At 33.0% G+C, this 26,444-nt stretch carries 32 protein-coding genes and 1 pseudogene; 6 read left to right on the top strand and 27 right to left on the bottom strand.

Annotated features, from left to right (window positions below; genetic code table 11):
- Positions 1–9: 9 nt before the first annotated feature.
- The 20 genes from folD to MY490_RS07750 form a co-directional block, all read right to left on the bottom strand.
- Positions 10–885, bottom strand: coding sequence for a bifunctional methylenetetrahydrofolate dehydrogenase/methenyltetrahydrofolate cyclohydrolase FolD (gene folD, locus MY490_RS07845; protein WP_248268711.1), 876 nt, complete (start codon positions 883–885; stop codon positions 10–12).
- A gap of 37 nt (positions 886–922) precedes the next feature.
- Positions 923–1,303: a transcription antitermination factor NusB gene (nusB, locus tag MY490_RS07840; RefSeq protein WP_248268710.1), complete on the bottom strand. Its 381-nt coding sequence runs from the start codon at positions 1,301–1,303 to the stop codon at positions 923–925.
- Positions 1,304–1,689: 386 nt separating this feature from the next.
- Positions 1,690–2,253, bottom strand: a complete 564-nt coding sequence (locus tag MY490_RS07835) for a GNAT family N-acetyltransferase (protein ID WP_248268709.1) — start codon at positions 2,251–2,253, stop codon at positions 1,690–1,692.
- 183 nt (positions 2,254–2,436) lie between these two features.
- Positions 2,437–2,835: an Asp23/Gls24 family envelope stress response protein gene (locus MY490_RS07830; RefSeq protein WP_056475162.1), complete on the bottom strand. Its 399-nt coding sequence runs from the start codon at positions 2,833–2,835 to the stop codon at positions 2,437–2,439.
- Between the two features lie 15 nt (positions 2,836–2,850).
- Positions 2,851–4,200, bottom strand: coding sequence for an acetyl-CoA carboxylase biotin carboxylase subunit (accC, locus tag MY490_RS07825; protein ID WP_248268708.1), 1,350 nt, complete (start codon positions 4,198–4,200; stop codon positions 2,851–2,853).
- 42 nt (positions 4,201–4,242) lie between these two features.
- On the bottom strand, positions 4,243–4,728 hold the full coding sequence (gene accB, locus MY490_RS07820; RefSeq protein ID WP_097978565.1) for an acetyl-CoA carboxylase biotin carboxyl carrier protein: 486 nt from the start codon (positions 4,726–4,728) through the stop codon (positions 4,243–4,245).
- A gap of 484 nt (positions 4,729–5,212) precedes the next feature.
- On the bottom strand, positions 5,213–5,809 hold the full coding sequence (locus MY490_RS07815; RefSeq protein WP_248268707.1) for a SpoIIIAH-like family protein: 597 nt from the start codon (positions 5,807–5,809) through the stop codon (positions 5,213–5,215).
- Between the two features lie 21 nt (positions 5,810–5,830).
- A complete protein-coding gene (spoIIIAG, locus tag MY490_RS07810) occupies positions 5,831–6,523 on the bottom strand; it encodes a stage III sporulation protein AG (protein WP_248268706.1) in 693 nt (230 codons plus the stop codon).
- A 6-nt stretch (positions 6,524–6,529) separates the two neighbouring features.
- The gene (gene spoIIIAF / locus MY490_RS07805; protein ID WP_248268705.1) at positions 6,530–7,147 is read right to left on the bottom strand and encodes a stage III sporulation protein AF; all 618 of its coding nucleotides are present in this window, start codon (positions 7,145–7,147) and stop codon (positions 6,530–6,532) included.
- 8 nt (positions 7,148–7,155) lie between these two features.
- Positions 7,156–8,325, bottom strand: coding sequence for a stage III sporulation protein AE (spoIIIAE, locus tag MY490_RS07800; RefSeq protein ID WP_248268704.1), 1,170 nt, complete (start codon positions 8,323–8,325; stop codon positions 7,156–7,158).
- Positions 8,326–8,346: 21 nt separating this feature from the next.
- Positions 8,347–8,736, bottom strand: a complete 390-nt coding sequence (spoIIIAD, locus tag MY490_RS07795; protein WP_069034314.1) for a stage III sporulation protein AD — start codon at positions 8,734–8,736, stop codon at positions 8,347–8,349.
- A gap of 26 nt (positions 8,737–8,762) precedes the next feature.
- Complete coding sequence (spoIIIAC, locus tag MY490_RS07790) at positions 8,763–8,966, bottom strand: stage III sporulation protein AC (RefSeq protein WP_088072847.1); 204 nt, start codon at positions 8,964–8,966, stop codon at positions 8,763–8,765.
- A 12-nt stretch (positions 8,967–8,978) separates the two neighbouring features.
- A complete protein-coding gene (gene spoIIIAB, locus MY490_RS07785; protein WP_248268703.1) occupies positions 8,979–9,491 on the bottom strand; it encodes a stage III sporulation protein SpoIIIAB in 513 nt (170 codons plus the stop codon).
- Positions 9,492–10,412 (bottom strand): stage III sporulation protein AA, encoded by a 921-nt coding sequence (gene spoIIIAA, locus MY490_RS07780; RefSeq protein WP_248268702.1) that lies wholly within the window; start codon positions 10,410–10,412, stop codon positions 9,492–9,494.
- Between the two features lie 16 nt (positions 10,413–10,428).
- Positions 10,429–10,710 carry a YqhV family protein gene (locus MY490_RS07775; protein ID WP_248268701.1) on the bottom strand — a complete coding sequence of 94 codons (282 nt, stop codon included), beginning with the start codon at positions 10,708–10,710 and terminating at the stop codon, positions 10,429–10,431.
- A 371-nt stretch (positions 10,711–11,081) separates the two neighbouring features.
- Positions 11,082–11,570 (bottom strand): DUF456 domain-containing protein, encoded by a 489-nt coding sequence (locus tag MY490_RS07770; RefSeq protein WP_248268700.1) that lies wholly within the window; start codon positions 11,568–11,570, stop codon positions 11,082–11,084.
- Between the two features lie 82 nt (positions 11,571–11,652).
- Complete coding sequence (efp, locus tag MY490_RS07765; protein ID WP_248268699.1) at positions 11,653–12,216, bottom strand: elongation factor P; 564 nt, start codon at positions 12,214–12,216, stop codon at positions 11,653–11,655.
- Between the two features lie 150 nt (positions 12,217–12,366).
- The gene (locus tag MY490_RS07760; RefSeq protein ID WP_248268698.1) at positions 12,367–13,428 is read right to left on the bottom strand and encodes a M24 family metallopeptidase; all 1,062 of its coding nucleotides are present in this window, start codon (positions 13,426–13,428) and stop codon (positions 12,367–12,369) included.
- Positions 13,415–13,873, bottom strand: a complete 459-nt coding sequence (aroQ, locus tag MY490_RS07755; RefSeq protein ID WP_248268697.1) for a type II 3-dehydroquinate dehydratase — start codon at positions 13,871–13,873, stop codon at positions 13,415–13,417. The genes MY490_RS07760 and aroQ overlap by 14 nt, the downstream gene beginning before the upstream one ends.
- Before the next feature lie 88 nt (positions 13,874–13,961).
- Positions 13,962–14,579: a YqhR family membrane protein gene (locus MY490_RS07750; protein ID WP_248268696.1), complete on the bottom strand. Its 618-nt coding sequence runs from the start codon at positions 14,577–14,579 to the stop codon at positions 13,962–13,964.
- Between the two features lie 206 nt (positions 14,580–14,785).
- On the opposite strand from MY490_RS07750, the gene MY490_RS07745 reads away from it, so the two are divergent.
- Both MY490_RS07745 and MY490_RS07740 read left to right on the top strand, forming a co-directional pair.
- Positions 14,786–15,715, top strand: a complete 930-nt coding sequence (locus MY490_RS07745) for a DUF1385 domain-containing protein (RefSeq protein WP_248268695.1) — start codon at positions 14,786–14,788, stop codon at positions 15,713–15,715.
- A 110-nt stretch (positions 15,716–15,825) separates the two neighbouring features.
- Positions 15,826–16,221: an SA1362 family protein gene (locus tag MY490_RS07740; protein WP_097978554.1), complete on the top strand. Its 396-nt coding sequence runs from the start codon at positions 15,826–15,828 to the stop codon at positions 16,219–16,221.
- A gap of 11 nt (positions 16,222–16,232) precedes the next feature.
- Here MY490_RS07740 and mntR read toward each other — a convergent pair whose 3' ends face one another.
- The 4 genes and pseudogenes from mntR to MY490_RS07720 form a co-directional block, all read right to left on the bottom strand.
- The gene (mntR, locus tag MY490_RS07735) at positions 16,233–16,670 is read right to left on the bottom strand and encodes a transcriptional regulator MntR (RefSeq protein WP_069034089.1); all 438 of its coding nucleotides are present in this window, start codon (positions 16,668–16,670) and stop codon (positions 16,233–16,235) included.
- Between the two features lie 401 nt (positions 16,671–17,071).
- Positions 17,072–17,248, bottom strand: a pseudogene (locus MY490_RS22300) (IS200/IS605 family element RNA-guided endonuclease TnpB); the annotation flags it as partial.
- 255 nt (positions 17,249–17,503) lie between these two features.
- On the bottom strand, positions 17,504–18,529 hold the full coding sequence (gene splB / locus MY490_RS07725) for a spore photoproduct lyase (RefSeq protein WP_248268694.1): 1,026 nt from the start codon (positions 18,527–18,529) through the stop codon (positions 17,504–17,506).
- A gap of 252 nt (positions 18,530–18,781) precedes the next feature.
- Entirely contained in the window at positions 18,782–19,615 is an 834-nt protein-coding gene (locus tag MY490_RS07720; protein ID WP_248268693.1) for a lipoate--protein ligase family protein, read from the bottom strand.
- Positions 19,616–19,790: 175 nt separating this feature from the next.
- Between MY490_RS07720 and MY490_RS07715 the strand changes: the two genes are divergently transcribed.
- A complete protein-coding gene (locus MY490_RS07715) occupies positions 19,791–20,114 on the top strand; it encodes a rhodanese-like domain-containing protein (RefSeq protein ID WP_084006937.1) in 324 nt (107 codons plus the stop codon).
- A 95-nt stretch (positions 20,115–20,209) separates the two neighbouring features.
- Here MY490_RS07715 and MY490_RS07710 read toward each other — a convergent pair whose 3' ends face one another.
- The 3 genes from MY490_RS07710 to MY490_RS07700 form a co-directional block, all read right to left on the bottom strand.
- Complete coding sequence (locus MY490_RS07710) at positions 20,210–20,845, bottom strand: peptidylprolyl isomerase (RefSeq protein WP_248268692.1); 636 nt, start codon at positions 20,843–20,845, stop codon at positions 20,210–20,212.
- A 161-nt stretch (positions 20,846–21,006) separates the two neighbouring features.
- Entirely contained in the window at positions 21,007–23,238 is a 2,232-nt protein-coding gene (locus MY490_RS07705; protein WP_248268691.1) for an MMPL family transporter, read from the bottom strand.
- A gap of 241 nt (positions 23,239–23,479) precedes the next feature.
- Positions 23,480–23,905 (bottom strand): divergent PAP2 family protein, encoded by a 426-nt coding sequence (locus MY490_RS07700; protein ID WP_248268690.1) that lies wholly within the window; start codon positions 23,903–23,905, stop codon positions 23,480–23,482.
- Positions 23,906–24,241: 336 nt separating this feature from the next.
- On the opposite strand from MY490_RS07700, the gene MY490_RS07695 reads away from it, so the two are divergent.
- From MY490_RS07695 to sat, 3 genes are all read left to right on the top strand, one after another.
- The gene (locus MY490_RS07695) at positions 24,242–24,385 is read left to right on the top strand and encodes a YezD family protein (RefSeq protein ID WP_097978548.1); all 144 of its coding nucleotides are present in this window, start codon (positions 24,242–24,244) and stop codon (positions 24,383–24,385) included.
- A 122-nt stretch (positions 24,386–24,507) separates the two neighbouring features.
- A complete protein-coding gene (locus tag MY490_RS07690; RefSeq protein ID WP_248268689.1) occupies positions 24,508–25,209 on the top strand; it encodes a phosphoadenylyl-sulfate reductase in 702 nt (233 codons plus the stop codon).
- Positions 25,210–25,287: 78 nt separating this feature from the next.
- Positions 25,288–26,439 (top strand): sulfate adenylyltransferase, encoded by a 1,152-nt coding sequence (gene sat, locus MY490_RS07685; RefSeq protein WP_248268688.1) that lies wholly within the window; start codon positions 25,288–25,290, stop codon positions 26,437–26,439.
- Positions 26,440–26,444: the final 5 nt, after the last annotated feature.

Below are 26,444 nucleotides of genomic sequence, written 5' to 3'. Positions count from 1 at the left end.
GCAATAAGATTAAAGTTTAGTACTCAAAATTAATTTACTATCAATTTGAGATGCTGCTTTTAACGTATTATGAAGTAGCATTGTAATTGTCATTGGACCCACTCCACCAGGTACAGGAGTAATATAACCAGCAACATTTTTTACATCTTCAAAATTTACGTCTCCGCATAATTTGCCATTTTCGTCTCTATTCATGCCGACGTCAATTACAATTGCTCCCTCTTTAACATAATCAGCTGTAATTAATTTTGCTACACCAATAGCAACAATTAAAATATCAGCTTGCTTTGTAATATTTTTTAGATTAGTTGTACGTGAATGTGTATAAGTAACCGTTGCATTTTCGTTTAAGAATAGTTGTCCAACTGGTTTCCCAACAATATTACTACGTCCAATAACAACCACATGTTTGCCACTAATCGGAATATTTGTATTTTCTATTAATTTTAATATACCAAAAGGAGTACAAGGTAGTAATGAATCTTGATTCGTCATCATTCTTCCAATATTAATTGGATGAAATCCATCAACATCTTTTAATGGAGAAATTGTTTCAATTACTTTCTTTTCTGAGATATGAGCAGGTAATGGCAATTGAACTAAAATACCATGAATTGACTGGTCATCGTTTAATTTGTTTACAACGGATAATAACTCATCCTCAGTTACTGTTTCAGGTAATTCAATTACTTCAGAATACATCCCTAATTCATTACATGCTTTATGCTTCGAATTAACATATGTTCTTGAAGCAGAATTATTCCCAACTAAAACAACTGCTAAACCTGGTGTAACACCTTGATTTTTTAATTCTGAAACACCATTCTTTAATTCCTCACGAATTGATACTGAAACTTCTTTACCATTAATTAATGTTGCTACCATTTTAGTTTCCCCCTATGCATATAAACAATCTATCTATTTAGAATTTTGATAATACCGCATTGATAAATTTACTAGAATCATCATCACCGTAAACTTTAGCAATTTCAATCGCTTCATTGATTGCTACACTTTTTGGAACATCCTCTAAGTAATTAATTTCTACTACAGCGATTCTAAGGATATTGCGATCAACGTTTCCTAAACGATCAATCGTCCAGCTTTCGATATTTGAAGCTAATTGTTCGTCAATCACTTCTTTATGACTAACAAAATTTGTTACAATTGCCTCTAAAAATGCATCTTGTTTTTCTTCAGCTTCTTCTAATACATGCTCTAATGCATCTGAAGCATTCGCTTCACCTAAATCCATTTGGAATAATGTTTGTAATGCAAGTTCCCTTGCTTTTCTACGTTTCATCAAAATAATAAACTCCTTTAAGCTAAATTCATCATTCGTTGCATAGGTAATAACGAATTCTAATTTTGTATAGTAACACGTTATTTTACCATTTTTTTTAATAAGTTCCAACGACTGTCTGTATTAACTCTAATTTTTATTATTATTAACGTTTCTAAGCAAACTCAATACTTTAAACTGTTTTCTACATTTTAACTTAAAATCAAATAAAATAACAGAACAATGTTTGTGTTTTTTTAAAAAAAATTCCTTTTTTTTACTTTAAAATAATATTTACATACCAAAACACGAACATTCGAATAGATAGATTAAGAAAATGTGGTATTAAAGGGGGAACAAAAGATTTTTAAGAAATAAAAAAAATTTCCAACTAATACCAGATTTTATTATCTTTCCTTTCCTTCCTGAATCACGAGCCATTCATGTTCCAGTATGCTGTATAAATAGGTGTCTCTCCAGCCGTCTCTTAATAATAGATCTTCACGCATTTTACCCTCTAAAGTTAATCCGCATTTTTCAAGTACTTTTGCTGATGCAATATTTCTAACATCACATGTCGCAAATAGTCGATGAAGTTTAAAATTTTTAAACCCAAATGAAATTACTTCTTTAGTGGCTTCACTAGCAAATCCCATGCCCCAAAAGTTCGGGTGAATTATATACCCTATTTCACCAATTTGATTAATTTCATCCCTAATATTAAACTCGATTGATCCTATTAATTGATCGGATTTCTTTTCTATTATTGCAAATGCAAATCTAGTCCTATTTATTTGTTTCATGTCTCTTAGTATGTTTTGAATGAATTCCTTTGTCTCAATCTCTGTATTCGGTCCCCACGGCTGAAATTGACATACAACTGATTGTGATGCATATTTATGTACTTGCTGCCAATCGCTTTCAACAAATTCACGTAAGTTTGTTCGATTTGTGCTTAAATTTAAGTTCATATTATCACCTTTTTCTATTTCATTTCTAAATAAATTTTAACACATTTCAAAATAGTTAATCAGTTACATATAAACCGGACAAAAGGATTCACTAAAATGAAAGAACTGCAAAGACTGTCCTTACTCTTATATAACAAAACAAAAAAAAGAGCCTCTATAAGATAGAGACTCTTTTTATTAATATTAAAGTTCAATTGGAGCTTCTTGCTCAGGTTTCGTATCGAATTGAACTCCTACTACGTGAACATTTACTTCAGATAATTCAAGACCTGTCATCGTTAATAATGCTTGACGAATATTGTCTTGTACATTACCTGCTACAGTTGGGATTGACTTACCAAATTTAACTAGAATGTATACATCGATTGTAATTCGATCTTCTGATAAATCAACTCGGACACCTTTACCGTGATATTTCTTACCGATAATTTCAGAAATACCAGATGCTAGGTTTCCACGCATGCTTGAAACACCTTCAACTTCAGCAGCTGCAATACCAGCAATTACTTCGATTACTTCAGGTGCGATTTCTACTCGACCTAATGTCGCAGTACCCATTTCTAAAATTTGATTTTCGTTCATACAGATCCCTCCACTTTATCCTTTAACAAGCGCATGCTCCTCAAGGAATTTAGTATTATACTTCCCTTTTACGAAGATTTCATTTTGCAATAAATTTAAATGGAATGGAATTGTTGTGTAAATTCCTTCTACCACAAATTCTTCAAGTGCTCTTATCATTATAGCAATTGCTTCTTCTCTTGTCTTGCCATGCACGATAACTTTCGCAATCATTGAATCATAATATGGCGGAATTGTGTACCCGCTATATACAGCAGAATCAACACGAACATTCGGACCACCTGGTGGTAAATACGTAATGATTTTACCAGGAGACGGCATAAAGTTCTTATCTGGATTTTCAGCATTAATACGACACTCAATTGACCATCCTTTTAATGATACTTCTGATTGAGTTATTTTTAATGGATGACCTTTAGCAATTAATAATTGTTGCTTAATAAGGTCAATACCAGAAATATATTCAGTTACAGGATGCTCAACTTGAATACGTGTGTTCATCTCCATAAAGAAGAAGTTTTTAGTATGTGGTTCATAAATAAACTCAACAGTACCTGCACCCCAGTAATTTACTGCTTCAGCTGCACGAACAGCTGCTTGACCCATTTTTTGACGAGTTTCTTCGTCTAAAACAGGAGATGGAGCTTCTTCTACTAATTTTTGAAGACGACGTTGAATTGTACAATCACGTTCTCCAAGATGAATTGTATTTCCATGTTCATCTGCTAAAATTTGAATTTCAACATGTCTAAAATCTGTAATATATCTTTCAAGATATACACCCGGATTACCGAAAGCTGTTTGAGCTTCTTGTTGAGTAATTTGTATACCTTTTTCAAGTTCGATTTCATCTTTTGCTACACGGATCCCTTTACCTCCGCCACCAGCTGTAGCTTTGATAATAACTGGATAGCCGATTTCTGCAGCAATCTTTTTACCATCTTCAACACTTTGAATAATACCTTGTGAACCAGGTACTACTGGTACTCCTGCTTCTTTCATTGTTTCACGAGCAACGTCTTTTGTACCCATTTTAGAAATAGAATCAGCCGTTGGTCCAATAAATTTCACATTGCACTCTGTACATAATTCTGCAAAACTAGCATTTTCTGATAAGAAACCATAACCAGGATGGATTCCATCACAACCAGTTAATTTTGCAATACTAATGATATTAGTCATATTTAAATAACTATCTTTTGATAATTTAGGACCGACACAATAAGCTTCATCAGCCATTTGAACATGTAATGCTTCTTTATCTCCTTCAGAGTAAATAGCAACTGTTTCAATATTTAATTCTTTACATGCTCGAATAATACGAATGGCGATTTCTCCTCGATTCGCTATTAAAACCTTTTTCATTTCTTCACCTTCTCTAGTAAAGTACTGTTAATTTTGTAGATATTAGGCCTTTACCAAGAATAATGGTTGACCGTATTCTACTAATTGACCATTTTTAGCAAGTACTTCAACAATTTCGCCTTCAATTTCAGCTTCAATTTCATTAAATAGCTTCATTGCCTCAACGATACAAACGATTGAATCGTTTTTAATACGATCACCTATTGATACGTATTCTTTTGCATCAGGAGATGGAGATGCGTAGAAAGTACCTACCATCGGTGATGTAATCTTATGTAAGTTACTTGTATCTTCTTTTTCCACTACAGGTGCAGCAACTTCTGCAGCAACTGGTCTTTCTAAAGTTGCAACTGGAGCAGATGTAACAACAGGAGCTACCTCTTGGTGTACAACTGGAGCAGATGTAACGACAGTTGTTTGTCCACCTTTTTTAATTTTAACGATAGCACCGTTATCCTCAAATTCGAATTCATTTATTGTTGATTGATCGATTAACTTAATTAATTCTCTAATTTCATGAATTTTCATTCTGTTCACCCCTTAAGACATATAGTCTAATCTTATAACCTAATACTAAACTTTTCAACAAATTATTTTAAACAAAGTGATTCCTAATTATTTTTAGCTATTTTACAAGGAATATTTATATATTATTCCTTACCAAAAATAATTCAATCTAACCTATTATAACAGGGAAAACCAAAGACAGAAAGTGCATAGGAATTAGGAATAATCCTAAAATTCACATTAATTATTTATAAGCTTATAAAAAAAATGAAGAGCCAGTAGTTAATCCCACTGGCAACAGGCGATTTCAACAATGGACAGCCCTTTATTTTAACGATTACGTACATAATGTTCTTCTAAATTGGTTCTTATTCGATTACCGTTCCTTGTTGCCCCCCCCCCCCAACGCGGGCTTCATATATTGTGGAAATTTGGTCAAACTGACAACTTGTTTTCATCAAAATAATAGCCAGTAGAATGAATTCTACTGGCTTTGTTCTTCAAATTATTTAACTTGGAATTTTACTACTACTAATTTTTCACCTAAGACACTTCTTGTCATTTGAATGATGTCATTCGCTGCTTTTCTACTTGGTTTTGCAGATGTTACATCTACTTTTACTTCATCTTTGTCAGAACGAACTAGTGCATCTTTATAGCCAGCTTCTTTGATCATAGTTTCAACATCAGATTCTAATGCAGTTAATTTTTGAAGTTCGTTCATATTAGTGAATGCTTCACTTTTCTCTTGTGCAGATGCAGTTGCTGAGTCCACAGTAGCTTTATATTCATCAATCAATTGACTTCTTTGATCTTCTTGTTCCATACGTTGTTTTAAGAATACTTCACTAGTAGAATTTTCTTTAGAAGCAGTTTCTTTATCGTTTTGTTTAGAAGTATCTGAGTTTTGTTTAGAAGTTTCTGTTTTAGAATCTGTTTTCTTAGTATCTTTAGGAGTTGAGTCTAATGAATCTGTATCTGTGTTATTATTCATGTTCATAAAACTTGTTGTTTTTAAATTATCAGGTGTCGTAACATAATAAACTGATAATACAACTACTAAACTTAACATTGTTAATAACCAAATTGTTTGTTTTTTCATTTAACTTTTACCTTCTTCCTGTTATTTTTTTGGTTGTACAGAGACACGATAGCTTGGAACATCAAGTAATCGTGTAACAGCTTCTCGAATCATTTGTTTAATTTCTAAGTTTTGTGCACCTTTGGCTACAATTAGAACTCCTCTAATCCTTGGCATTTCAGTCTCGACTACTACTGGTTCTTGTCTATCCCCGTTATCAATAATGACAACTTGCTCTTCTTGAGATTGATCATCAATATTTCGTGTTCCACCTTGTTTATCTGTTTCATCAGTTTCTTGAGTTCGATTTGTTTTATTTGTTTGATAGACTTTCTTTTCACTACCTTCAAGATTTACTTCTACTTTTACATTACTTACACCAGCCATATTATTTAATGTGTCGGTTAGCTGCTGCTCGTATTTTTTTTCAATTTCTTCTATTTTGTTCGATGATGATTTTCCACCACCACTTCCAAGAGTCTCAACAGCTTGTTCATTATTTTTTGGTGTTGCACTCGTTTCTGTGGAAATAGGTGATAGCATTGAATTCGTTTTTTGATTTGTATTAGCAAATAGACTGCTTGCAATCATCCAACAAATCCCGAGTCCCAGTAGAGCTAGTACATATTTTCTCGTCAGTTTAAATGGACTTTTTTCTTTGTCAGAAGAGGTTTTGTCATCGCCATTTCCTTTTAGAAAGTCTGCTAATTTTATTGGTGGAATCTTTTTCTTCATTTGTCATTACTCCCCTCCTTCCATCTTGACTTCGATTTGCTTGTCCTCAAGCTCCCATTTATTTGCTAAAAAAGTTTGTAACTCTTGTTGTTTAATTTTTTGATCATCTGTCTGTACTGGCTGATCGGTATTAATTGACACTTCTTGAACAGGTTCTACATTGCTTGTCTCATCTTTTTTGGGGCCAACGTAAACGATTACTTTAGAAAGATCCTGAGCTGTTTTGACTGTATTCACTCCATCTTTTACTTGTAAATCCACATTTGTAATGACCTGTTCAAATTCTTTCGTAAAGCTTTTTTCAACGTCCTTTTTCATTTGGACAGCCATTTGTTTTAATATATATGCACGTTCTGCTTCTTGTATTTCATTTTTCTTATTATTTATTTCATTTTTTATTTCACCATTTGCTTCATACGTTTTAGACTGGTATCCAGCTAGAACCTCTTTTATATTTACTCTGAATAATTGAAAAATTGGTTGGAGCATCATGACAATTAATAAAAGACTGGCTACAAATCGTACATATTTTGCTAAGCCGGTATTTGGAATTAACATCATAATGACGGTTGCAACTAATATATAAACGATAATATTTGAAACCCAATGTATAAAGAATTCCATTATTCCACCTACCTAAACATGACGACAATGTTTCCTGCCGCTATTATTAAAGTCATACTTAAGAAAAACATTAATGAAACAATTGATAAACAAACAAATAAATAAGTTACACTTTTTCCGATCGTATCAATCGTGCTAATGATATTTTTACTTCCAACTGGTTGTAAAATCGCCGCTGAGAATTTATAAATTAAAGCTAAAACTAATATTTTAATAGCAGGGAATACAACGATTGCTAATAAAGTAACTAAACCTACAATCCCAACTGTATTTTTTAATAATAAAGATGCACTAATAACTGTATCTGTAACATCTGCAAAAACTTTACCAACAACCGGAACAAAATTACTTGTTACAAATTTTGCTGTTTTTACTGCTACCCCATCCGAGACTGCAGTCGTTAAACCTTGTACACTTAATACCCCTAAAAAAATAGTTAAAAAGATTCCTAGTACACCTACAGCAACATTTCTTATTAAAGTAGCTAGTTTTGTCACCTTTAACTCATCATTAATAATGCTTACAATACTTAAAATTGTAGAGACAAGAATTAAAGGTAGTACAAAATACGTCACTAGTAATCCACTTGTATGCATTAAAAAAATTAAGATTGGATGGAAAACGCCAACAGATATGACACCACCTGATGTTGCGATTAATGCTAGTAAAATTGGTATTAGTGCTCGTAAAAAATCAATCATGACTGTAATTGCATCTTGGGTGGCCTGCGTTGCAACATAGAAACTATTTAATGCAAATACTACTAAAACTAGAAAAACCACATTATCAGCAATCTTACTAACCGTACTCTTCTCAAATGCATTTTGTAACGATTGGAGTAAAGAGCTAAAAATAACTAACATAATTAAGATCCCTAATATTTTTCCATTACTTAATAACTCAAAAAATATATATTTAGCAAATGCAATAAACCATTCTTGCAATGAAAATTTCTTTTCTCCCTTTATAAATTGGATAAAGTCCCCTTTTTGACTTTCGGGCAAAAAACCACCATATTGATGAACAACTTCATCCCAATATTGTTGAACTTCATCGATTCCTAACTTCTGTATTTGTTCATTTACTATTTCAGCAGGTGGAGGAGCAGCTTGTACAATTCTTGGTACTAAAAAAAAGAGAGTAAAGAAAAGAAGAAAAACTTTTATCCTTTTTGACATAATGTCCTCCTTCCCTTACATCTAAGAAATTTTTGGTAAAAAACTTAAAATTGTTTCAATTAAAGCTGTTAAAATCGGTACTGCAAGGACCAATATGAGTACTTTGCCCCCTAGTTCAATCTTGGAGGCAATTGCCCCTTGGCCTGCATCTTTCGTAATTTGAACTCCAAATTCAGCTATGTATGCGATCCCAATTATTTTTAGTAAAGTTTCGACATACACATTTTTAATACTCGCTTGATTTGCTAGCTTTTGAATTTGATCTAATAAGAATTGCACCTTATCTAGTAAAAATAAAAACAAAACACAGCTTATAAAAACAGTTATTGCTAACGTAAAATTATTCATTTTAAATTGATTTAATAGAAGAATGACAAATGTAGCGGCTAACCCAATGCCAACAATTTGGATGATTTCCAAAGACTCTCACCCCTAATCTAATGAAATAGAAATACATCCCTAACTTTATTAAAAAGATCACCAGCTTTAGTGATCACTTGGAGAAATACGATAATGAATGCAGTAATAATCGTCCATGTAGCAAACTCTTCCTGTCCGGCTTTTTTTAAGACCGCATGAATAATTGCAGCAATTACTCCAATCCCAGCTATTTGAAACATCAGTGCATAATTTGTAATCAATTTAAATTCCTCCTACAAGAGTAATATAACGATTAATATTCCACTTAAAACGCCTAGCATTTTAGACATTCGTTCATAACTCCCCTGTGAATCGATTGCTTCTTGCTCTTCTCTTTCCAAATGTTTTAAAGCTAAAATGATTTGTTTTTGTTGTGAATATTTATCATGCATACCAATTGTCTCACCAAATTGTAATAACACTTGTATGTCAGACTCTTTAATCGAGACAGTTTTTGCATATTTCATTAATGAATTTTCCCAGGCTTCTTTCGCTGATAATGCACTCGTTTCAAGTTGAATGGAAAAATCCTTTAAACAACTATTAATCGGTCCTTTCAATTGACTCGAAATTCTTCTAAACGCTTCTTGCAGTGGCAATTGACTATACATAACCTCTGCCTCAAGGGATTGGAGAGCCAACTTCCAGCCTCTTAATTCTCTTGTTCGTTCTGATAATCTACCGGCAAAATAAAATCCAAGCCAGCTTGTTGAAAAAATGATAATAAGTGCTCCAATCCACCTCATCTAAAGCACCGCCCTCGGATGAAATAAACTAGTGAAATCCTTATTTTTAATATCCGCTACAGTACCAGGTGACGGAAAATTTGAAATTTCAATAAATCGTTCAAATGTCCCATTTTGAAACAAAGGCAAAAGAGAAGGGCGTTTTCTAATTTCCTCTAGAGAATAGCCATGGACGGTCACTATTAATTGAACACCGGCAAAGATCGCTTCTAAAATTGCATCAACATCTTCTTTTTTTCCAATTTCGTCTACAAGAATGACATGAGGACTCATCGACCTTACAAGCATCATCATTCCTTCAGCCTTTGGACATGCATCTAATACATCGATCCTTTCACCAAATGTATATTGAGGAACCCCTTTAACTGAACCTGCTATCTCAGATCGTTCGTCAACAATGCCAACTTTTCCAGGCCTTATTCCCCTTTTAACATCGCCTTGACTCACCACTCTAGCAAAATCCCTAAGTAATGTTGTTTTCCCTGCTTGTGGCGGGCCAATCAGCATAGTGTTTTTCCATCTTCCTTCATAAACATACTTTACAAACGGACTAGCTATTCCTACTTTTTCTTTTGCAATCCGAAAATTATATGAACTAATATCTCGAATCATTTTAACCATTCCGTTTTCGGTTACAACGCGACCAGCTAACCCGACTCGATGCCCACCTTTAATTGTGATATAGCCTTTTTTCAATTCTTCCTCAATCGTATAAATCGAAAATTGACTTAACTTTCCTAGAATCTGCCCGCCCTCTTCTTCGGTTAGGATATAAGGAATAAAATTTGACTGATTATTCGAAATCACTTCAACTGGACGCCCGATTCTTAACCTTAATTCCTCGACTTGATGTAAGTCTCCATATGAACGCTGTAACTTTTCTTTAATTAATGTAGGCAATACGTTGAAAACCTCTTCCATAAAAGGTCACATCCTATCATTTAAAAACTGCCAACAATATTAAAAACACACCACAAATAACTAAAACTAATCGAATAGGATCCAATTTAGATGCAACACCTATAATTCCAATCGCCATTGTTGAAATGAGGATAATAGGTCCGACAGTTGCCAAAACACTATTTACTGCCAATGCTTTCTTAATATCGTTTAAATATAAAATTGTAAAAGCAGCAATCAATTCCACACTTCCACCAAAAACTCTAAGCATTCCCATACTTAGAACAGCTCGATCCATTGAATCAATCCAATCCTTCATAGCTACACACCTTTTTTCATTCTTTTTTATTACTAATATGCTGAACATGTCCATTTCAGAAGACAAACATTAAGTCGAAGGCACAAAAAAAAGAGAGAAGTCGTATGACTTCTCTCTTTAGTAAAATATGTAAATAACATTCTCTCGATTAGTCTATAAGTAAGCAAGAAACCAATAATATACAATTAACTACTTACCCATAAGGGTTCATGAGTAACTATAACGCTGAATTTTACATCTTACTTACACATAAAAGGTTCATAAGTAACATTTAAAACTAAATAATAAAATTAACACTTACACACATTAGGCTGTAATGAAAAACAACATGACTAGAACCTCTTTGTTTAATGATTAGATTCTCAATCAAATTAAAATATAATATAAACAAAAAAGATTATTACCATAATAACTTGCAATACTGCTTTTGCTAATGAGCTACTAATAAAAGAGACAACTGTCGCCCATGCAGATTTTATCGACTCTTTCGTATTCTTTCCTTGTAATTTCTCAGCAATAAAGACAGAAATGAATGGAACAATAATTAAGCCAAAGGGAGGAAAAACAAACGACCCTACGATTACAGCCAAACAACCTACTCTTTCACCAGTTTTCGTACTACCATATTTTTTAAGAAAATATTTATTAGCTAGAAGATCCGCTAGAAATATAACAGCTGTAAAAATCAGCATAATAATCCAAAACGACAGATTTAAATTCGTCTTATTCATACCAAAATAATAAATTAAAAATCCTACCCATAATACTGGTACACCTGGAATTATTGGTTTGATTAACGCAATAAACGCCAATGCAAAACAAATGATAATCAATGTCCAAAGAACAATTGAAGTAACCATTTAATCACCCTTACTTATTTTTAAATTTGTTAATAAGAAAAAAGAGACACTCTTTAATAAGTGCCTCCATTTTTACATTTAATTAAGCTTTTGCACGTGAAACGTAGCTAGCTTCAGTTGTGTTAATAATTAATACTTCACCTTCATTAATGAAGATTGGTACTTGTACTACTAAACCAGTTTCCATTGTAGCTGGTTTTGTAACGTTAGAAGCAGTATCACCTTTAATACCTGGCTCAGTTTCAACTACTTTTAGTTCAACAGTGTTTGGTAATTCAACACCTAAAATTTCACTTTCAAAAGTCATGATATAAACTTCCATATTTTCTTTAAGGAATTTTAATTCACGTTCAATATTTGCTTCTGGTAATTCAATTTGCTCATAAGACTCATTGTCCATGAATACATGTTGGTTACCATTAGCGTATAAATATTGCATTTTACGGTTTTGAATATGTGCTTTTGCTACTTTCTCACCAGCACGGAATGTTTTTTCTTGTACAGCACCTGTACGTAGGTTACGAAGTTTTGAACGTACGAATGCAGCACCTTTACCCGGTTTAACGTGTTGGAAATCCATTACTTGCCAAAGTCCACCGTCAGTTTCAATTGTTAAACCTGTACGAAAATCGTTTACTGAAATCATTAAATATCCTCCTAAAAAATGAAATGGTTCTATAAGTATGTATTGTGTAAAAAAAGAACCATTTCTCTTACCATGAATTTCTTTTACAACTTTATATCATAAAGTAAAATACGCTTTTTGTGTAGTTCTAATTTCTAATCTAATGAAAACTTATAAAATAATTAGATTCTTTGGTGAAGACATTAAGTTTTCGTTACCACCAGTTTTAACGATTAAATCATCTTCTATACGAACTCCACCTAGATTTGGAATATAAATACCTGGTTCACAAGTCACGATCATATTTGGCTCTAATACTGTATCAGAACGGAATGATACGCCAGGTCCCTCATGTACTTCTAGACCAATACCATGGCCAGTTCCATGTCCATAATACTCTCCGTAACCTTTTTCCGTAATATAATCACGAGTTAAAGCATCAGCCTCTTTACCTGTAATACCTGCTTTAATCCCATTAACACCACGTAATTGAGCTTCAAGAACGATATCATAAATTTTCTTCAAATCAGAATGAGGCTCACCTACTGAAACTGTTCTAGTCATATCTGATACATAACCTTTATAGTATGCACCAAAATCTAACGTTACAAAATCACCTGATTCAATTACTTTTTCTGATGCTACACCGTGAGGAAGAGCAGAACGAGTACCAGAAGCAACGATCGTATCAAATGATGATGAAGTAGCACCTAATTTACGCATAAAAAATTCTAACTCATTCGATACTTCTAATTCAGTAACACCTGGACGGATAAATCCTAAAATATGATCAAAAGCAGATTCTGCAATTTTAGTAGCTTCCTTAATGATTGAAATCTCTGCATCCGTTTTAATTAAGCGTAATTTTTCAATTAATCCACTTACAGGAACTAATTCTGCTTTTACCACTTTGCGGTAAGAACCAAATTCTGTAAACGTAATATGATCTTGTTCAAATCCAAGTTTTGCTAAGCCAAATTTCTCTGTTAAAGCTGCAACTTCAGCTGGAATTGACCCTTCATGTTTAACAATATCATAACCTTCACATTGGCTAGTAGCTTGTTCAATATAGCGGAAATCAGTAATGAATAAAGCTTTGTCCTGTGTAATTAATGCAACACCAGCAGAACCTGTGAAGTTCGTCATGTAACGTCTGTTGTATGTACTAGTAACTAATAATGCGTCTAATCCTTTTTCTACTAAAGCTTCACGTAACTTTTTAATTTTTTCCATTGTTTTTCTCTCCCCTACTAATCTTTTTTAACGCACTTAAACCTAAGTCATATCCATACACACCTAAACCAACGATTTGCCCAACAGTTACTGCAGCTAAAACTGAAGTATGTCGGAACTCTTCTCTTTTATGTATATTTGAAATATGTACTTCAATAGTTGGTACGGTAATACTTGCAATTGCATCACGAATTGCATAGCTGTAATGAGTAAATGCGCCAGGATTAAACAGAATCCCATCATAGACTTTATTTGCCGCATGAAGTTGATCGATTAATTCACCTTCATGATTCGATTGAAAGCAATCAATCGTATCCCCATCTTCATGTGCAAGCGATGATAAATGATCCTCAATATCCTTTAAAGTAGTTGAACCATAGATAGAAACTTCTCTCTGACCGAGCATATTTAGATTAGGTCCATTCAATAATAAAAACTTAGCCATTTTAAAAGTCTCCACCCATCATTTCGGCATATTTATCCCAAATACACATATCTTGGAATACCCAAGGTTTATTTTATCATAGGCCAGACTATTTTGAATAGCCACGCAAATATGCCTTTTGCTCTTGAAAAGCAAAAGAAACAGAATATGCAATAAAAGTTCCGTATAAAATGAATAAACAGATTGTAGTAACTGTCGTATCAGATGAGTAATCCTTAATTGCTTTTAAATCGAATGCTATTTTACCAAGAAGAATAAAAACAATAACCCACAGGAGTAATCCAAAAAATATACCTGGCAGAACTCCGTTAAATTTTCTACCGATAAAATAAAATATAAATGCAATAATGATTGAAATAATGCCTATACCAACAATAGATAGTAAGTTTTCAACATAACCATTTGCCCATTTTCCAAGTTTGATTCTTTCTAAAACAAAATTTGGACCAATTTGAGTAAAGTCAAAATAACTAAGAACTAACAAAACAGAAGACCAAAATATGCCACCAAAAAACCCAATACTAACAATCTTATTAAAGTTCTTATTCCCTTTTGAATCACCTTCGCCACCTTGGACTAGGTATTCATTTTGACTTTTACTTTGATTTTGATCTTGGTTTTGATTATTTTCTTGACTTTGCATATCTTTTTCTTGTTCTTGATCCTGACCTTGCTTTTTTTCTTGTTCTTTATCTTTTTCCTGCATTTAACATTTCCCTTTCCATACATTGCTAAATATCTCTGAGTATTATGTCCAACAAAGAAATTTTTAATGTGATTCCGATTTTTTATTAGAAAATTAAAAATATTATGATTATTATTTAGATTTTCCTACTTCTTACTTGCACCATTATTATGCTTACATTTACAATAGATAGTAATAGATAAAAAACACGTTTAGGTTGGTGCAACATGAGAGAGAAAAATAAAGCAGTTTATGGGGGTCAAGCAATCGTAGAGGGCGTAATGTTTGGTGGCAAAACACATACAGTCTCTGCTATCCGCAGGACAAATGAAGAAATTCAATATTATGAAGAACCGATACATATAAATCGGACAATGCAAAAATTAAAGAAAATCCCTTTAGTCCGTGGTGTAGTCGCGATTATACAAGCAAGTATTAATGGGTCCAAGCATTTAAATTACTCAACTGAAAGATACGGAATTGATCCAGAGGATGATGAGAAAATTGCAATTGAGCGTGAAAAACAAAAAGGTACGCTTGCAACTTATCTCGGACTTTCATTGCTAGCCGTTTTATCATTTTTAGTTGGAAAAGTTATTTTCACCCTTGTTCCGGTACTATTGGCAGCAACATTGAAACCAATATTTGAAACCGATTTTCAACAAGTCGTAATAGAAAGTATTTTAAAACTAGGTTTTTTATTAATCTATATCTACTTAGTTTCATTGACTCCATTTATAAAAAGAGTGTTTATGTATCATGGTGCCGAGCATAAAGTGATTAATGCATATGAAAACAATATTCCTTTAACGATTGAAGGAGTCCAATCACAATCTCGACTTCATTACCGTTGTGGAAGTAGCTTTATCCTATTTACTGTAATAGTTGGTATGTTCATATACTTCTTAGTTCCAACAAGCCCACTATGGCTTAGAATTGTCGATCGACTTTTATTAATTCCAGTCGTTATAGGTGTTTCGTTCGAAGTTCTTCAATTAACAAATAAAGTTCGAAATATTCCTATTTTAAGATGGGTAGGTTACCCTGGTTTATGGCTACAATTATTAACAACTAAAGAACCATCTGATGATCAAGTTGAAGTATCAATCGCTTCATTTAACCGACTTTTAGAAGTGGAAAAAAATAACAACATTTAATTGACAGAATTTTATAAAAAATATCAACTTATTGGATAAAATGTAATAAACTATAAGAAACAATATTTTTCTAATACATTATTTACTCTTCACCATAGGAGGTGCTTAAAGTGAATCAAAAAGTGTACACATCAATATTTTATGGAATAATAGCATTAGCACTTTTTGGCTTAATTGCTCAGTTGATAAACGATCCAGCAAAATTATTACAACGATTTTTGTTTATTGGATTAATCCTTTTAATTATTTATTTTATTTATAGAGTTTTTTCATCTTCAAACAGTCAAAGAAGCCATCAAGACTCCTATCGTAAGGCTGCAAAACAAACTATAAAAAAATATAACACTCAAAAATCTAGCTCGTTTAAAAAATCGATTAACAAATCAAAGCCCACTTCAAGAAAAAGTACCTCCACGCCTTTGTTAAAAAAACGTTCAAAGGATGCAAGTCACTTAACTGTGATTGAAGGTGAAAAGGGCAAAAAGAAAGACCGTGCTTCCTACTAAGCACGGTCTTTTTAGTTATTTGAATTCGATTGGGCTTCATTCGACTTTTGAATATCTTTTAATGCTTCGATTCGATTTTTATCTTCTTCAAAGAACTGAACAAGTTCGCCAATTCGATCAATGGCTTCCCAACTCATATGATGTTCCATTCCTTCAACATCTTGATAAATTAAATTTTCATCTACACCAATAATTCTTAAGAATTGCTCAAGTAATACATGGCGGTAGACAAGTCTTTTTCCCATTTTTTTACCTTTTTGCGTTAGGATTAATCCTCTATATTTTTCATAAATTAAATAATCGTCTTTATCTAGTTTTTGCACCATTTTAGTTACTGACGATGGGTGTACAGATAATGCTTCAGCAATATCAGATACACGAGCATACCCTTTATCTTCAATTAAAAGGTAAATTTGTTCAATATAATCTTCCATACTAGGTGTGGGCATGTTCTTCCTCCAATACACTCATTCAAACTTTATTCCGTTACAATAAGCATCAATAAAATGATACAACACATATACTAAAAGTGCAATTAACATGAACACATTTAAATAATAATAGATTTCCATTCTGTATAAGAGTATGTTGAAAATAATAAGAGTGTACCATTGAACTTCTCACCACTTAGCACCCTTACAGATTGTTTGAAGTGGGAGATTCTTGGGAGCTGAGCATACTTGCTAGCTTTGCCAGCAGAGGTTTCTCTTATTTACCAAGCGATCTCCGTAGATATCCCTACGGTTCTATGATTATTTAGGCCAAAGCCAATGTTCGTATGCCTGCCTTGAGCTAGAATACTTTTACTGGCATTTATATCTCGATCGTGATGTTGATGGAAAAAGGACATGTTTCCGAGAACGGCAATATTTCCGTTTGTTTCTTTTGTTGTATAGGATTGAACTCGATTCTTTTAGACTTAAAGTGTGGTGCTTTATTCAACTTTTTTGAAGAATCGTGAATACGAATCTGCGAGGTTTTTCAGTGAGGATTGAAGAGCTATATTGTCAACTTCTTTGAGCCAACTTTGTAAATTAGCAGAACAAAGCTTTGGAAAGGCACGTTTGATCATGATTATCGCTATCAAATTTCTCTTTAATTTCAGCCTTTCTTATCCCTAAGACTGAGCATATCATTGAGTTATGAAGCAGACAACAAAAAAGCATTTAGACATACGAACGCCTAACCGACATTCATCTCCCACCTATTACTGGTGTTATCACACCTTCACGTAATTAGGTAGGAGTCTTCTGTCGATTATTGATAAACTAGATACACTTCATTAAGTAAAATATTGAATTTCTCCATTAGGAAAATACTTTTTTATATAACCAGAAATGGTCTCTTCAATTGAAGCAGCCTCTTCCTTTTGATAAACATATTTTCCAATTCCATATTTGCCCCATTTATATTTCCTTTTCTCTTCATCCATTTCTAGTTTAGTATTAGGATACCTCTCTAAAATCACCTTTTTGGCAGGCTTAGTAAAACGATGCTGTATGAGTTCAAAAGTCATCTTCTCATTAGCTAATTCACCTAATGCATCCTTTAATCGAATAAAAAGCTCCTCATAGCCCTCTTCCCAATCTTCATGCATATAAATGGGTGCAACAATAAAACCAAATGGATATCCTGCATATGCAACTTTTTTCGCGGCTTCTATTCTCTCATCAAATGAACCAGTTCCAGGTTCGAAGTTTTTGATAACATACCTAGAATTAATACTGAATCTAAATGTTGTTTTTCCATTATGTTTTGCATCAAGTAAATGATCTACATGTGGAAATTTCGTTACAAATCGTAAACGACCAAATTCTGTTTCACCAATAAATTCAATCGTTTTCTTAAGAGAATGTGTTAAATAATCTATACCAACTATATCAGACGTACACGCAGCTTCAAACCGTGTAATCTCAGGTTCGCGTTCCTTTATATATTTTTGGGCTTGCTCAAAAATATCTTCTAAATTTACATACACCCTAATATAAGGCTTGGAACCAAGCGTAGTTTGTAAGTAGCAATAATGACAATGCCCCATACAGCCTGTAGCAAGAGGAATTGCATATTCCGCTGAAGGTTTAGATGTTTCAAACTTTAAAGTCTTACGCAACCCCACTACTAAAGTTGACTTAGCAATCCGGTATTTTTCCACATCATTTTCACCAGGTAAATTTCGAATTTGATTATGAGATGTTGTTTCTCTTATTTCTAAACCCATCTGCTCAAATTTCTCCTTTAGTTCCTTTCCTAACGGATACTCTAAAGCTTGAGGCTCGAAATAAACAAGCTTTGGTATAAAAGGCTTCATATAATCTACTCCTTCTCCACATTTTTTGATTAGTATTAACCCCGATAAGAATTAAAACAGTGGAAAAGGTAGGAAGTTCTCTTTGATGCTTCTTTATTTATTGTCGATGCCTAAAATTGAACTATATTGTGAAGGTATTTTCATGATTGATCTGTTTTTTTGTACACTTACCTCTTTTTATTTGACCGCTCCTTTTACCATTTAGTCCAACAATGCAAAAAAAAGAAAGCCAAAAAGGCTTTCAATAAAAAACTACTTACGTAAATTCCATTCCTCAGTACCATATTTAGTTGCAGCTAAATCCTGTACTTCCTTCTCTTGAGCTTCCGTTAATTCATAAGGCATCAACTCGATATCTAATCCAATTTCGAAGCCTTTTTCAAATGCTTTATACAAGTCAGCCATTGTTTTAGGAGTAGTACTTTCTGCATTGATCCAAGTTGCACGATCTAAGAATCGTTTTTTCATTCTTTCTCTCACTGCGTCTGAAGAGAAAATATATAAGTCATATAACATATCAACATCAATATTTAAAGGAATTGAACCATGCTGAAGAATTGAGCCCTTTTGTCTTGTTTGCGCACTTCCAGCAATTTTTTTATCATTTACAACAACTTCATACCATGATGGCGCATCAAAGCAAACTGCACTTGCTGGGTTTTTTAATTCATTTTTTTCTTCAGCAGTTTTTGGTACAGAAAAAGAAGCATCTAAACCAAGTAGCTTGTACCCTTCTAAAATTCCCATTGAAATCACTCTATATGCTTCTGTAACTGATACAGGCATATTTGGGTAGCTTTCTGGGACAATTACGCTATAAGTTAATTCATCATGATGAAGTACGCTTCTTCCACCAGTTTGGCGTCTTACGAAATCACCGTTGTATTTTTTTAATGCTTCTAAACTTATTTCTTGGTTTTTTTGGAAATATCCAATTGTTACAGTAGGATTTTCCCATTCATAGAAACGCAGTGTTGGAAGAAAACCTTCTTCACTTTGCCACTTGATTAAGCATTCATCAAGAGCCATATTATAGCTTCCTGATTTTACTCCGCTATTAATAAAATACCACTTTGTCTTTGTCATGTTGAAAATCTCCTCATTTTTCGATAAATTTTTACTTTTTTAATGAAAGTTTCTTGCACAATCCTACTAGAGAATTATAATAAGATAAGTAGGTAATTGAAAGGTGTTGAAAAATTTGAGTCAGTTTTTACCAATAATTTTTGTCGTACTAGGTATCATTGTATACTCAACAGTTATGTATTTCTACCAAAAACGTTTAATTAAAACGTTAACTGAGGAAGAATTTCGTGCTGGCTACCGTAAAGCTCAGCTAATTGACTTACGTGATCAAGAAGATTTTAAGAACGGCCATATATTAGGTGCTCGTAATATTCCGTTCGCACAATTAAAAACGCGTTCAAAAGAAATTCGTAAAGATCAAGCTGTCTATTTATATGATCAAATGGGCGTTCGTCCAGGACAAGCTGCACGTATTTTACGTAAACAAGGTGTAACAGAACTTTACCAACTTAAAGGCGGCTACAAGCTTTGGTCTGGTAAAATTAAAAAAGGTTTATAATTCATATTTAATTTAAATGAAAAAACTACTTCATTTTTGTGAAGTAGTTTTTTCGGGTTTATGTAGTAGTTATTAAAACCAAGCTCAGGAAGATTTTATTCTTTATGAGTTTTTGGTTTAGCGTATTTCTCGCCTTTAGTATCTACCTTTATGGACTCGATGATTACTGGAGTAACAGGTTTTTCCATTGAATCCACTTCAACTGCGTCAATTTTCTTAACAATATCGATTCCTTCTGTCACCTTACCAAATGAAGCATATTGCCCATCAAGGTCAGGTGTATCGTTTGCCATTATGAAAAATTGACTTCCAGCACTATTTGGGTCACCAGTTCTTGCCATAGATAGTACACCTGTTGTATGTTTTAAGTTATTTTTAAAGCCATTTGATGTAAATTCTCCATTAATTGCATATCCTGGACCACCGCCACCAGTTCCCTCAGGATCTCCACCTTGAATAACGAAGTCTCTAACAACTCGATGGAATGTTAATCCATTATAAAATCCTTTGTTTGCTAGTGAAATAAAATTATCTACTGTATTTGGTGCAATATTAGGATATAATTCAGCTTTAATGACACCGTAATCCTTTACCTTTATTGTTGCAATTGGTAATTTCACATGTTTTTTACCATTTGCAGATTTTTCATGATTGTTACCACATGCTGCTAATAAGCTGATTGTTAACACAAGACAGCTTATTAAAATTGCCCTAATCGATTTTTTTAACATTTTTCCTTCTCCCCCTCTTTCATTTTTAGTTTACCAAATTTGACCATGCATTTTCTATAGTTTCAAAAAATTGGGAATTTTTACACAGATCGATTTAATTCACTTAAATTTAAAAAACTGCTACTCAAATATGAAATGAATAACAGTTTCTTTTAATTGATTTACCCAACTCGTTTAGATGGTTCCTCGGTTTTATTTTTTGCAAATGGAAACCACCAATTCCATTTTCCAAATAACTGCATTAAGCTAGGAACTAAAACTAAACGAACAATTGTAGCATCTAAGAAAATGGCTATAGCAATCCCGATTCCCATCTGTTTAACAGGTACCATATCCGTAAAAGCAAATGCCCCTGTAATAACAATCATAATGGATGCCGCTGATGTGATAATTCGGCTCGTCGATACTAACCCTTCTCTTGTTGAATAAGTATTATCTCCCGATTCATAGTATAGCTCTTGCATTCTCGACATTAAAAATACTTCATAGTCCATACTTAAACCGAAAACTAATCCAAAAACAAACACTGGCAAAATTAACATAATATCAGATTGAGGTAAGCCAAAATTACCACCTTGGAATAACCAAGTAATGATTCCAAACGTTGCACTTAAAGATAAAACATTCATTAAGATCGCTTTGATTGGAATGATAATGGACCTAAATGCAATCATTAATATGATAAAAGTACTAACCATAATCACTAGTAAACCGTATACAATATTATCTGTAATCTCATCAAATAATTCTTGTTCAAATTTCACTTGACCACCGATAGTATAATCAAGTCCTTCAATTTTACCATTGTATCTATCTTCAAAATCTCTTACCCATTGTTTCCCTTTTTCTGATTTTGGATCAGAATTCAAGAATACTTGAATATAAGTTTTATTCTTTTTAATATAGGCATCAATCGCAGGCTGAATTTTTGATGCGTTTGGAGATTTTAAAGCAGGTAAAAATTGTTGAGCGTTTAAATTAACTGCATTCAACACACTTTTAACTTCATAAACATTTTTGTCATTTTCAAGCTTTTTCTGTATTTTATCTAATGCGTTTACATTATTTTGATTTAAAAAGTCCGTATTAGATTCTAGTACAATTGAGATCGTTCCATGTTTTTGAGCTTCTGGAAGAAAAGCTTTTTGATATTTTTCATAATTAATTCTCGATGTTGCATCCTTTGGTAATGCATCAATTGTAGGGATATTTAAGTGCACATCCCTAATTGGAATGACGAAAAGACCTAATATGATTAATGACGTTAGTGCCATGATGATTGGTCTTTTCATAACGAAATTTGCAAATTTTCTCCAAACTGCTTGTTGTTGATCTTGGCTTCGATTCGCAATCGATTTTAACGTACCTTTATTAATATTTTTACCAAGAGCTGATAGTACTGCTGGTAATAGAGTTAATGATAAAAATAAACTAACTAATACAACAACTGCGCCACTTATTGCGACACTTCTAAAAAGATCAATATTTATGAAGTACAGAGCTGATAATCCAATAAATACGCAAATACCAGAAAAAATAATCGCTCTACCCGCAGTTGCAAACGTTATACTAATTGCTTCTTTCACTGATGAATGGTTCTGTAATTCAGTCTTATAACGGCTTACGAATAATAAGGCAAAATCGATTGATAAAGCTAATCCAATCATCGGTGCAACATTTAAGACAAAGATTGATAAATCAACATGTTTACCTATGAAGAATAATATTCCAAATGTACTTAAAATACTAATCATACCGATTATAATTGGAATAGCAGATGCAACTAAACTTCCAAATGCAAAAAATAGAACAATAAACGCAATCGGTACACCAATCATTTCTGCTTTCTTTAAGTCTTCTTGACTAGTTTTATTCATTACATCACTAATGATTGTAAAACCAGTTGTTCCTACCTTTACAGTATCATTTGATAAAGACTCTAATTTTTTTGCAAATTTATTGTTTAGATCAACAAGCTTATCGTGATCCTTTTCATTGTATAAAAGAGATAAGTAGGCAATATTATCTTTTTTCATACCCGGATTCATTAGAGGGTGATGAAATTGTTTTACATTCTTTTCCTTTTGAACTTCCTTCACAATCCGTTCAATATCAGATTGGAATTCGACGCTTGTGGCACCCTTTTTCCGCTCGAGAATAATGATGAGTGAATCTGGCGATTGTTCAAATTCTTTTTCTAGTACATTCTTAGCTTTTTCGTACTCTCCAGGTGTCCTAAAACCATCTCCATCTAAAATGCCAGGTAAATGCTTCGAATAAATACCTAGAATAATTGAAAATATAGCTAAAATTGCAATAACAATAAATCGGAATTGATAAATCGTTCGACCCACCTTTTTCCAAGCACTATTTTCACTTACTGTACTTTTCATTTTTCCACTCCTTACTTACATATCCTACCAATATCTTATCAAACTGATGTAAATTCGACTATTGATTTATATCTTGAGTCAGAAAATAGAGAAAGAAAACTCTCCGATTGAAATCTTAAAGCAAAGACACAGAGGTAGGTGTCACCTTGTCGTAAAGTCTACCTCAATGACGATTGATTAATCATTTCTCAATGTGTAAAAAAACGCTCATAATATAAATCAATTGATTTATATTAGAGCGTTAAAATTTTGAAACTATGATGGCAATGATGATTCCAATTAATGCTCCAACAACAACTTCATATGAAGTATGACCTACTAGTTCATTTAAAGCTTTATAATTTTTAATTCTTCCATGAAAAAAATCATTTAATAACTTTGCATGTTTACTAACTGCCAATCTTACACCTGAAGCATCATACATAATAATCGTCGCAAAAATTGCTGAGATTGCGAAGGTAACACTTTCAAAACCTTCTGTTAATCCAACACTTAGTGCTAACCCAGTCACTGTTGAGGAATGTGAACTTGGCATACCACCAGAAGCAAAAAACTTAGATATATCAAATTCTTTTTCTTTAAATAAATGGATAATGACCTTTAAAAACTGCGCAATAAACCACGCTATAACGGCTGAAATTAATGGTTCGTTATGAAGTATCGTCAAAAAGATCCTCCTTTAGATGCAACTAATTGTTATTCCATTATTATCTTTCTTAAATAATTGTATATTCATTAATAACTTATAAGAACAAAATAATTTTTGTTAAATATTAAAATGCAAAAACAAATTGTAACTATTGTACCAATATTATTAATTCAATGAATTATTTATCATAATGTTTTTTACTTTTAATTATTATTATGACATATATTGGAGAGCTTTAATGACATAATTCAAAATTAAGAAATATATAAATTTTAAATAAATTATCATTTTTGAAATTGACAATCCATATAATTCTGATAGACTTAGTTGTAATTAAATTCTAGGAGGAAGCTCATGAGCCAAACCAACGACTTAACACCCATCATTGAGGTCGTGGAATCATTACTAAATGGTTTAAGATTTGGAACAATCACATTAGTCGTTCAAGATGGGAGAATTATTCAAGTAGAAAAACAAGAAAAAATACGATTAAAGTAAATAGGTTCCTGCTGACTAGAAAAACTAGAGGCAGCTCAAGTCTACGTTTGAAGAGTGTAGATTTGAGCTGCTTTTTCTTTTTAGGATAACTTGGCTTCTTTAGTCAATTGGAGGAAAGTAATATGAGATTTGAAAATTGGAACGAGAAAAGTATTCCAGACTTTTCGATTGATAATGAAACAAAAGGTGCACTTGAAGTACTCGAGTGGGCTTACAAAACCTATGGTGATGATCTAGTTTATGCTTGTAGCTTTGGAGTTGAGGGAATCTTACTAATTGATTTAATTTCAAAAGTAAAACCTGATGCAAAGGTTGTTTTTTTAGAGACCGGCCTACATTTTAAGGAAACTTATGAATTAATAGATCGCGTACAAGCTAACTATCCAAGCTTACAAATAGAAAAGAAAACACCAAGTCTGACTTTAGAAGAGCAAGCTCGTATTCATGGAGATGAGTTATGGAAGCGTGAACCAAATAAGTGCTGTAATATACGCAAAATCTTACCACTTCAAGAAGCTCTAAATAGTGCTCCAGCCTGGGTGTCAGGCTTAAGAAGGGAACAATCTCCGTCAAGACAAAAAACAGAATTTCTTAATCTAGATAATAAGTTCAGCTCAATTAAAGTTTGTCCCTTAATCCACTGGACTTGGAAGGAAGTTTGGCGATATGTATATTACAAAAATCTCCCATACAATCCATTACACGATATAGGGTACCCAAGCATTGGTTGTGAGGTATGTACATTACCTGCTTCAAACTCTTCAGATAGTCGCTCTGGTCGTTGGTCTGGTTCACAAAAAACTGAATGTGGATTACATGATTAGTTGTCTTTATTAAATGCAAAAAATGAAAGTTTATTCTTACTAACTATTAAAATAGGAAAATTTAAGGAGTGTTTAGAAATGAGTTTACCTCCACATGGCGGAGTCTTAATTAATCGATTTAATCCAGAAGTTACTGTTAAGGATGGTATAAAGGAAATTCCTTTAGATTTAATTGCGTTAAGTGATCTAGAGTTAATTGGAAATGGAGCTTATAGTCCCCTAACTGGTTATTTAGGAAAAGATGATTATGAGCAAGTCGTAAGCACAATGCGATTAAAAGATGGGACTGTATGGAGTATTCCAATTACCCTTCCTGTAAGTGGAAAGATAGCTAGTAATCTAAAACTAGGCGAACAAGTTAAACTAACTTGGGAAAATAATGTGTATGGCTTGTTAAGGATTGATGATATTTATACACCTAACAAATTACTAGAGGCACAGTTTGTTTTTGGTACTACTGACACAAACCACCCTGGAGTAGCAAAAATGTATTCCCGTGGTGATGTTTATTTAGGTGGCGAAGTAACTGTTATTAGACAAATTAATCGTTCTCAATTCTCTGAACATTATTTAAGTCCAAAAGAAACGAGAGAAAAATTCGCATCATTAAATTGGAAAAAAATAGTTGGGTTCCAAACTCGTAATCCTGTTCATCGTGCCCATGAATATATTCAGAAAACCGCACTTGAAATTGTAGATGGATTATTCTTAAACCCATTAGTTGGTGAGACAAAATCGGACGATATTCCTGCAGAAGTTCGAATGAAAAGCTATAAGGTCTTACTCCAAAACTATTATCCTTCAGATCGTGTATTTTTAGCCGTATTCCCTGCCGCAATGCGTTATGCGGGACCAAGAGAAGCTATTTTCCATTCAATTGTTCGAAAAAATTATGGCTGTACACATTTTATTGTTGGACGTGATCATGCTGGTGTCGGCAACTACTATGGAACTTATGATGCACAAAAAATATTTCAAAAGTTTTCACAAGATGAATTAGGAATCTCTCTACTATTCTTTGAAAATAGTTTCTATTGCACAAAGTGCGAGAATATGGCATCAACCAAAACATGCCCGCATGGTAGCGAGCATCACGTAACTTTATCAGGTACGAAGGTTCGTGAAATGCTAAAAAAAGGTGAACTTCCTCCTTCTGCTTTTAGTAGAAAAGAAGTTGTAGAAGTACTAATTGAAGGTTTAAAAGAACCTGAATCAATTTCTGTAGAATAGGAGAA

The sequence above is a fragment of the Gottfriedia acidiceleris genome, assembly GCF_023115465.1.
Classification (GTDB): Bacteria; Bacillota; Bacilli; order Bacillales; family Bacillaceae_G; genus Gottfriedia; species Gottfriedia acidiceleris_B.
Note: the sequence above shows the minus strand (reverse complement) of the source record. Positions and strands in the feature narration are given on the sequence as shown.

Coding starts and splice junctions, on each gene's coding strand:
- spoIIIAE (WP_248268704.1), bottom strand. CDS start 8,325: ATGTCAAAAAGGATAAAAGTTTTTCTTCTTTTCTTTACTCTCTTTTTT.
- accB (WP_097978565.1), bottom strand. CDS start 4,728: ATGAAAATTCATGAAATTAGAGAATTAATTAAGTTAATCGATCAATCA.
- spoIIIAA (WP_248268702.1), bottom strand. CDS start 10,412: ATGGAAGAGGTTTTCAACGTATTGCCTACATTAATTAAAGAAAAGTTA.
- sat (WP_248268688.1), top strand. CDS start 25,288: ATGAGTTTACCTCCACATGGCGGAGTCTTAATTAATCGATTTAATCCA.
- MY490_RS07745 (WP_248268695.1), top strand. CDS start 14,786: ATGAGAGAGAAAAATAAAGCAGTTTATGGGGGTCAAGCAATCGTAGAG.
- MY490_RS07835 (WP_248268709.1), bottom strand. CDS start 2,253: ATGAACTTAAATTTAAGCACAAATCGAACAAACTTACGTGAATTTGTT.
- aroQ (WP_248268697.1), bottom strand. CDS start 13,873: ATGGCTAAGTTTTTATTATTGAATGGACCTAATCTAAATATGCTCGGT.
- MY490_RS07720 (WP_248268693.1), bottom strand. CDS start 19,615: ATGACAAAGACAAAGTGGTATTTTATTAATAGCGGAGTAAAATCAGGA.
- spoIIIAB (WP_248268703.1), bottom strand. CDS start 9,491: ATGAGGTGGATTGGAGCACTTATTATCATTTTTTCAACAAGCTGGCTT.
- MY490_RS07705 (WP_248268691.1), bottom strand. CDS start 23,238: ATGAAAAGTACAGTAAGTGAAAATAGTGCTTGGAAAAAGGTGGGTCGA.
- MY490_RS07695 (WP_097978548.1), top strand. CDS start 24,242: ATGAGCCAAACCAACGACTTAACACCCATCATTGAGGTCGTGGAATCA.
- splB (WP_248268694.1), bottom strand. CDS start 18,529: ATGAAGCCTTTTATACCAAAGCTTGTTTATTTCGAGCCTCAAGCTTTA.
- MY490_RS07710 (WP_248268692.1), bottom strand. CDS start 20,845: ATGTTAAAAAAATCGATTAGGGCAATTTTAATAAGCTGTCTTGTGTTA.
- MY490_RS07770 (WP_248268700.1), bottom strand. CDS start 11,570: ATGGTTACTTCAATTGTTCTTTGGACATTGATTATCATTTGTTTTGCA.
- efp (WP_248268699.1), bottom strand. CDS start 12,216: ATGATTTCAGTAAACGATTTTCGTACAGGTTTAACAATTGAAACTGAC.
- MY490_RS07750 (WP_248268696.1), bottom strand. CDS start 14,579: ATGCAGGAAAAAGATAAAGAACAAGAAAAAAAGCAAGGTCAGGATCAA.
- spoIIIAG (WP_248268706.1), bottom strand. CDS start 6,523: ATGAAGAAAAAGATTCCACCAATAAAATTAGCAGACTTTCTAAAAGGA.
- nusB (WP_248268710.1), bottom strand. CDS start 1,303: ATGAAACGTAGAAAAGCAAGGGAACTTGCATTACAAACATTATTCCAA.
- spoIIIAF (WP_248268705.1), bottom strand. CDS start 7,147: ATGGAATTCTTTATACATTGGGTTTCAAATATTATCGTTTATATATTA.
- MY490_RS07715 (WP_084006937.1), top strand. CDS start 19,791: ATGTATTTCTACCAAAAACGTTTAATTAAAACGTTAACTGAGGAAGAA.
- accC (WP_248268708.1), bottom strand. CDS start 4,200: ATGAAAAAGGTTTTAATAGCGAATCGAGGAGAAATCGCCATTCGTATT.
- MY490_RS07775 (WP_248268701.1), bottom strand. CDS start 10,710: ATGAAGGATTGGATTGATTCAATGGATCGAGCTGTTCTAAGTATGGGA.
- MY490_RS07815 (WP_248268707.1), bottom strand. CDS start 5,809: ATGAAAAAACAAACAATTTGGTTATTAACAATGTTAAGTTTAGTAGTT.
- MY490_RS07690 (WP_248268689.1), top strand. CDS start 24,508: ATGAGATTTGAAAATTGGAACGAGAAAAGTATTCCAGACTTTTCGATT.
- folD (WP_248268711.1), bottom strand. CDS start 885: ATGGTAGCAACATTAATTAATGGTAAAGAAGTTTCAGTATCAATTCGT.
- mntR (WP_069034089.1), bottom strand. CDS start 16,670: ATGCCCACACCTAGTATGGAAGATTATATTGAACAAATTTACCTTTTA.
- MY490_RS07760 (WP_248268698.1), bottom strand. CDS start 13,428: ATGGAAAAAATTAAAAAGTTACGTGAAGCTTTAGTAGAAAAAGGATTA.
- MY490_RS07830 (WP_056475162.1), bottom strand. CDS start 2,835: ATGAACGAAAATCAAATTTTAGAAATGGGTACTGCGACATTAGGTCGA.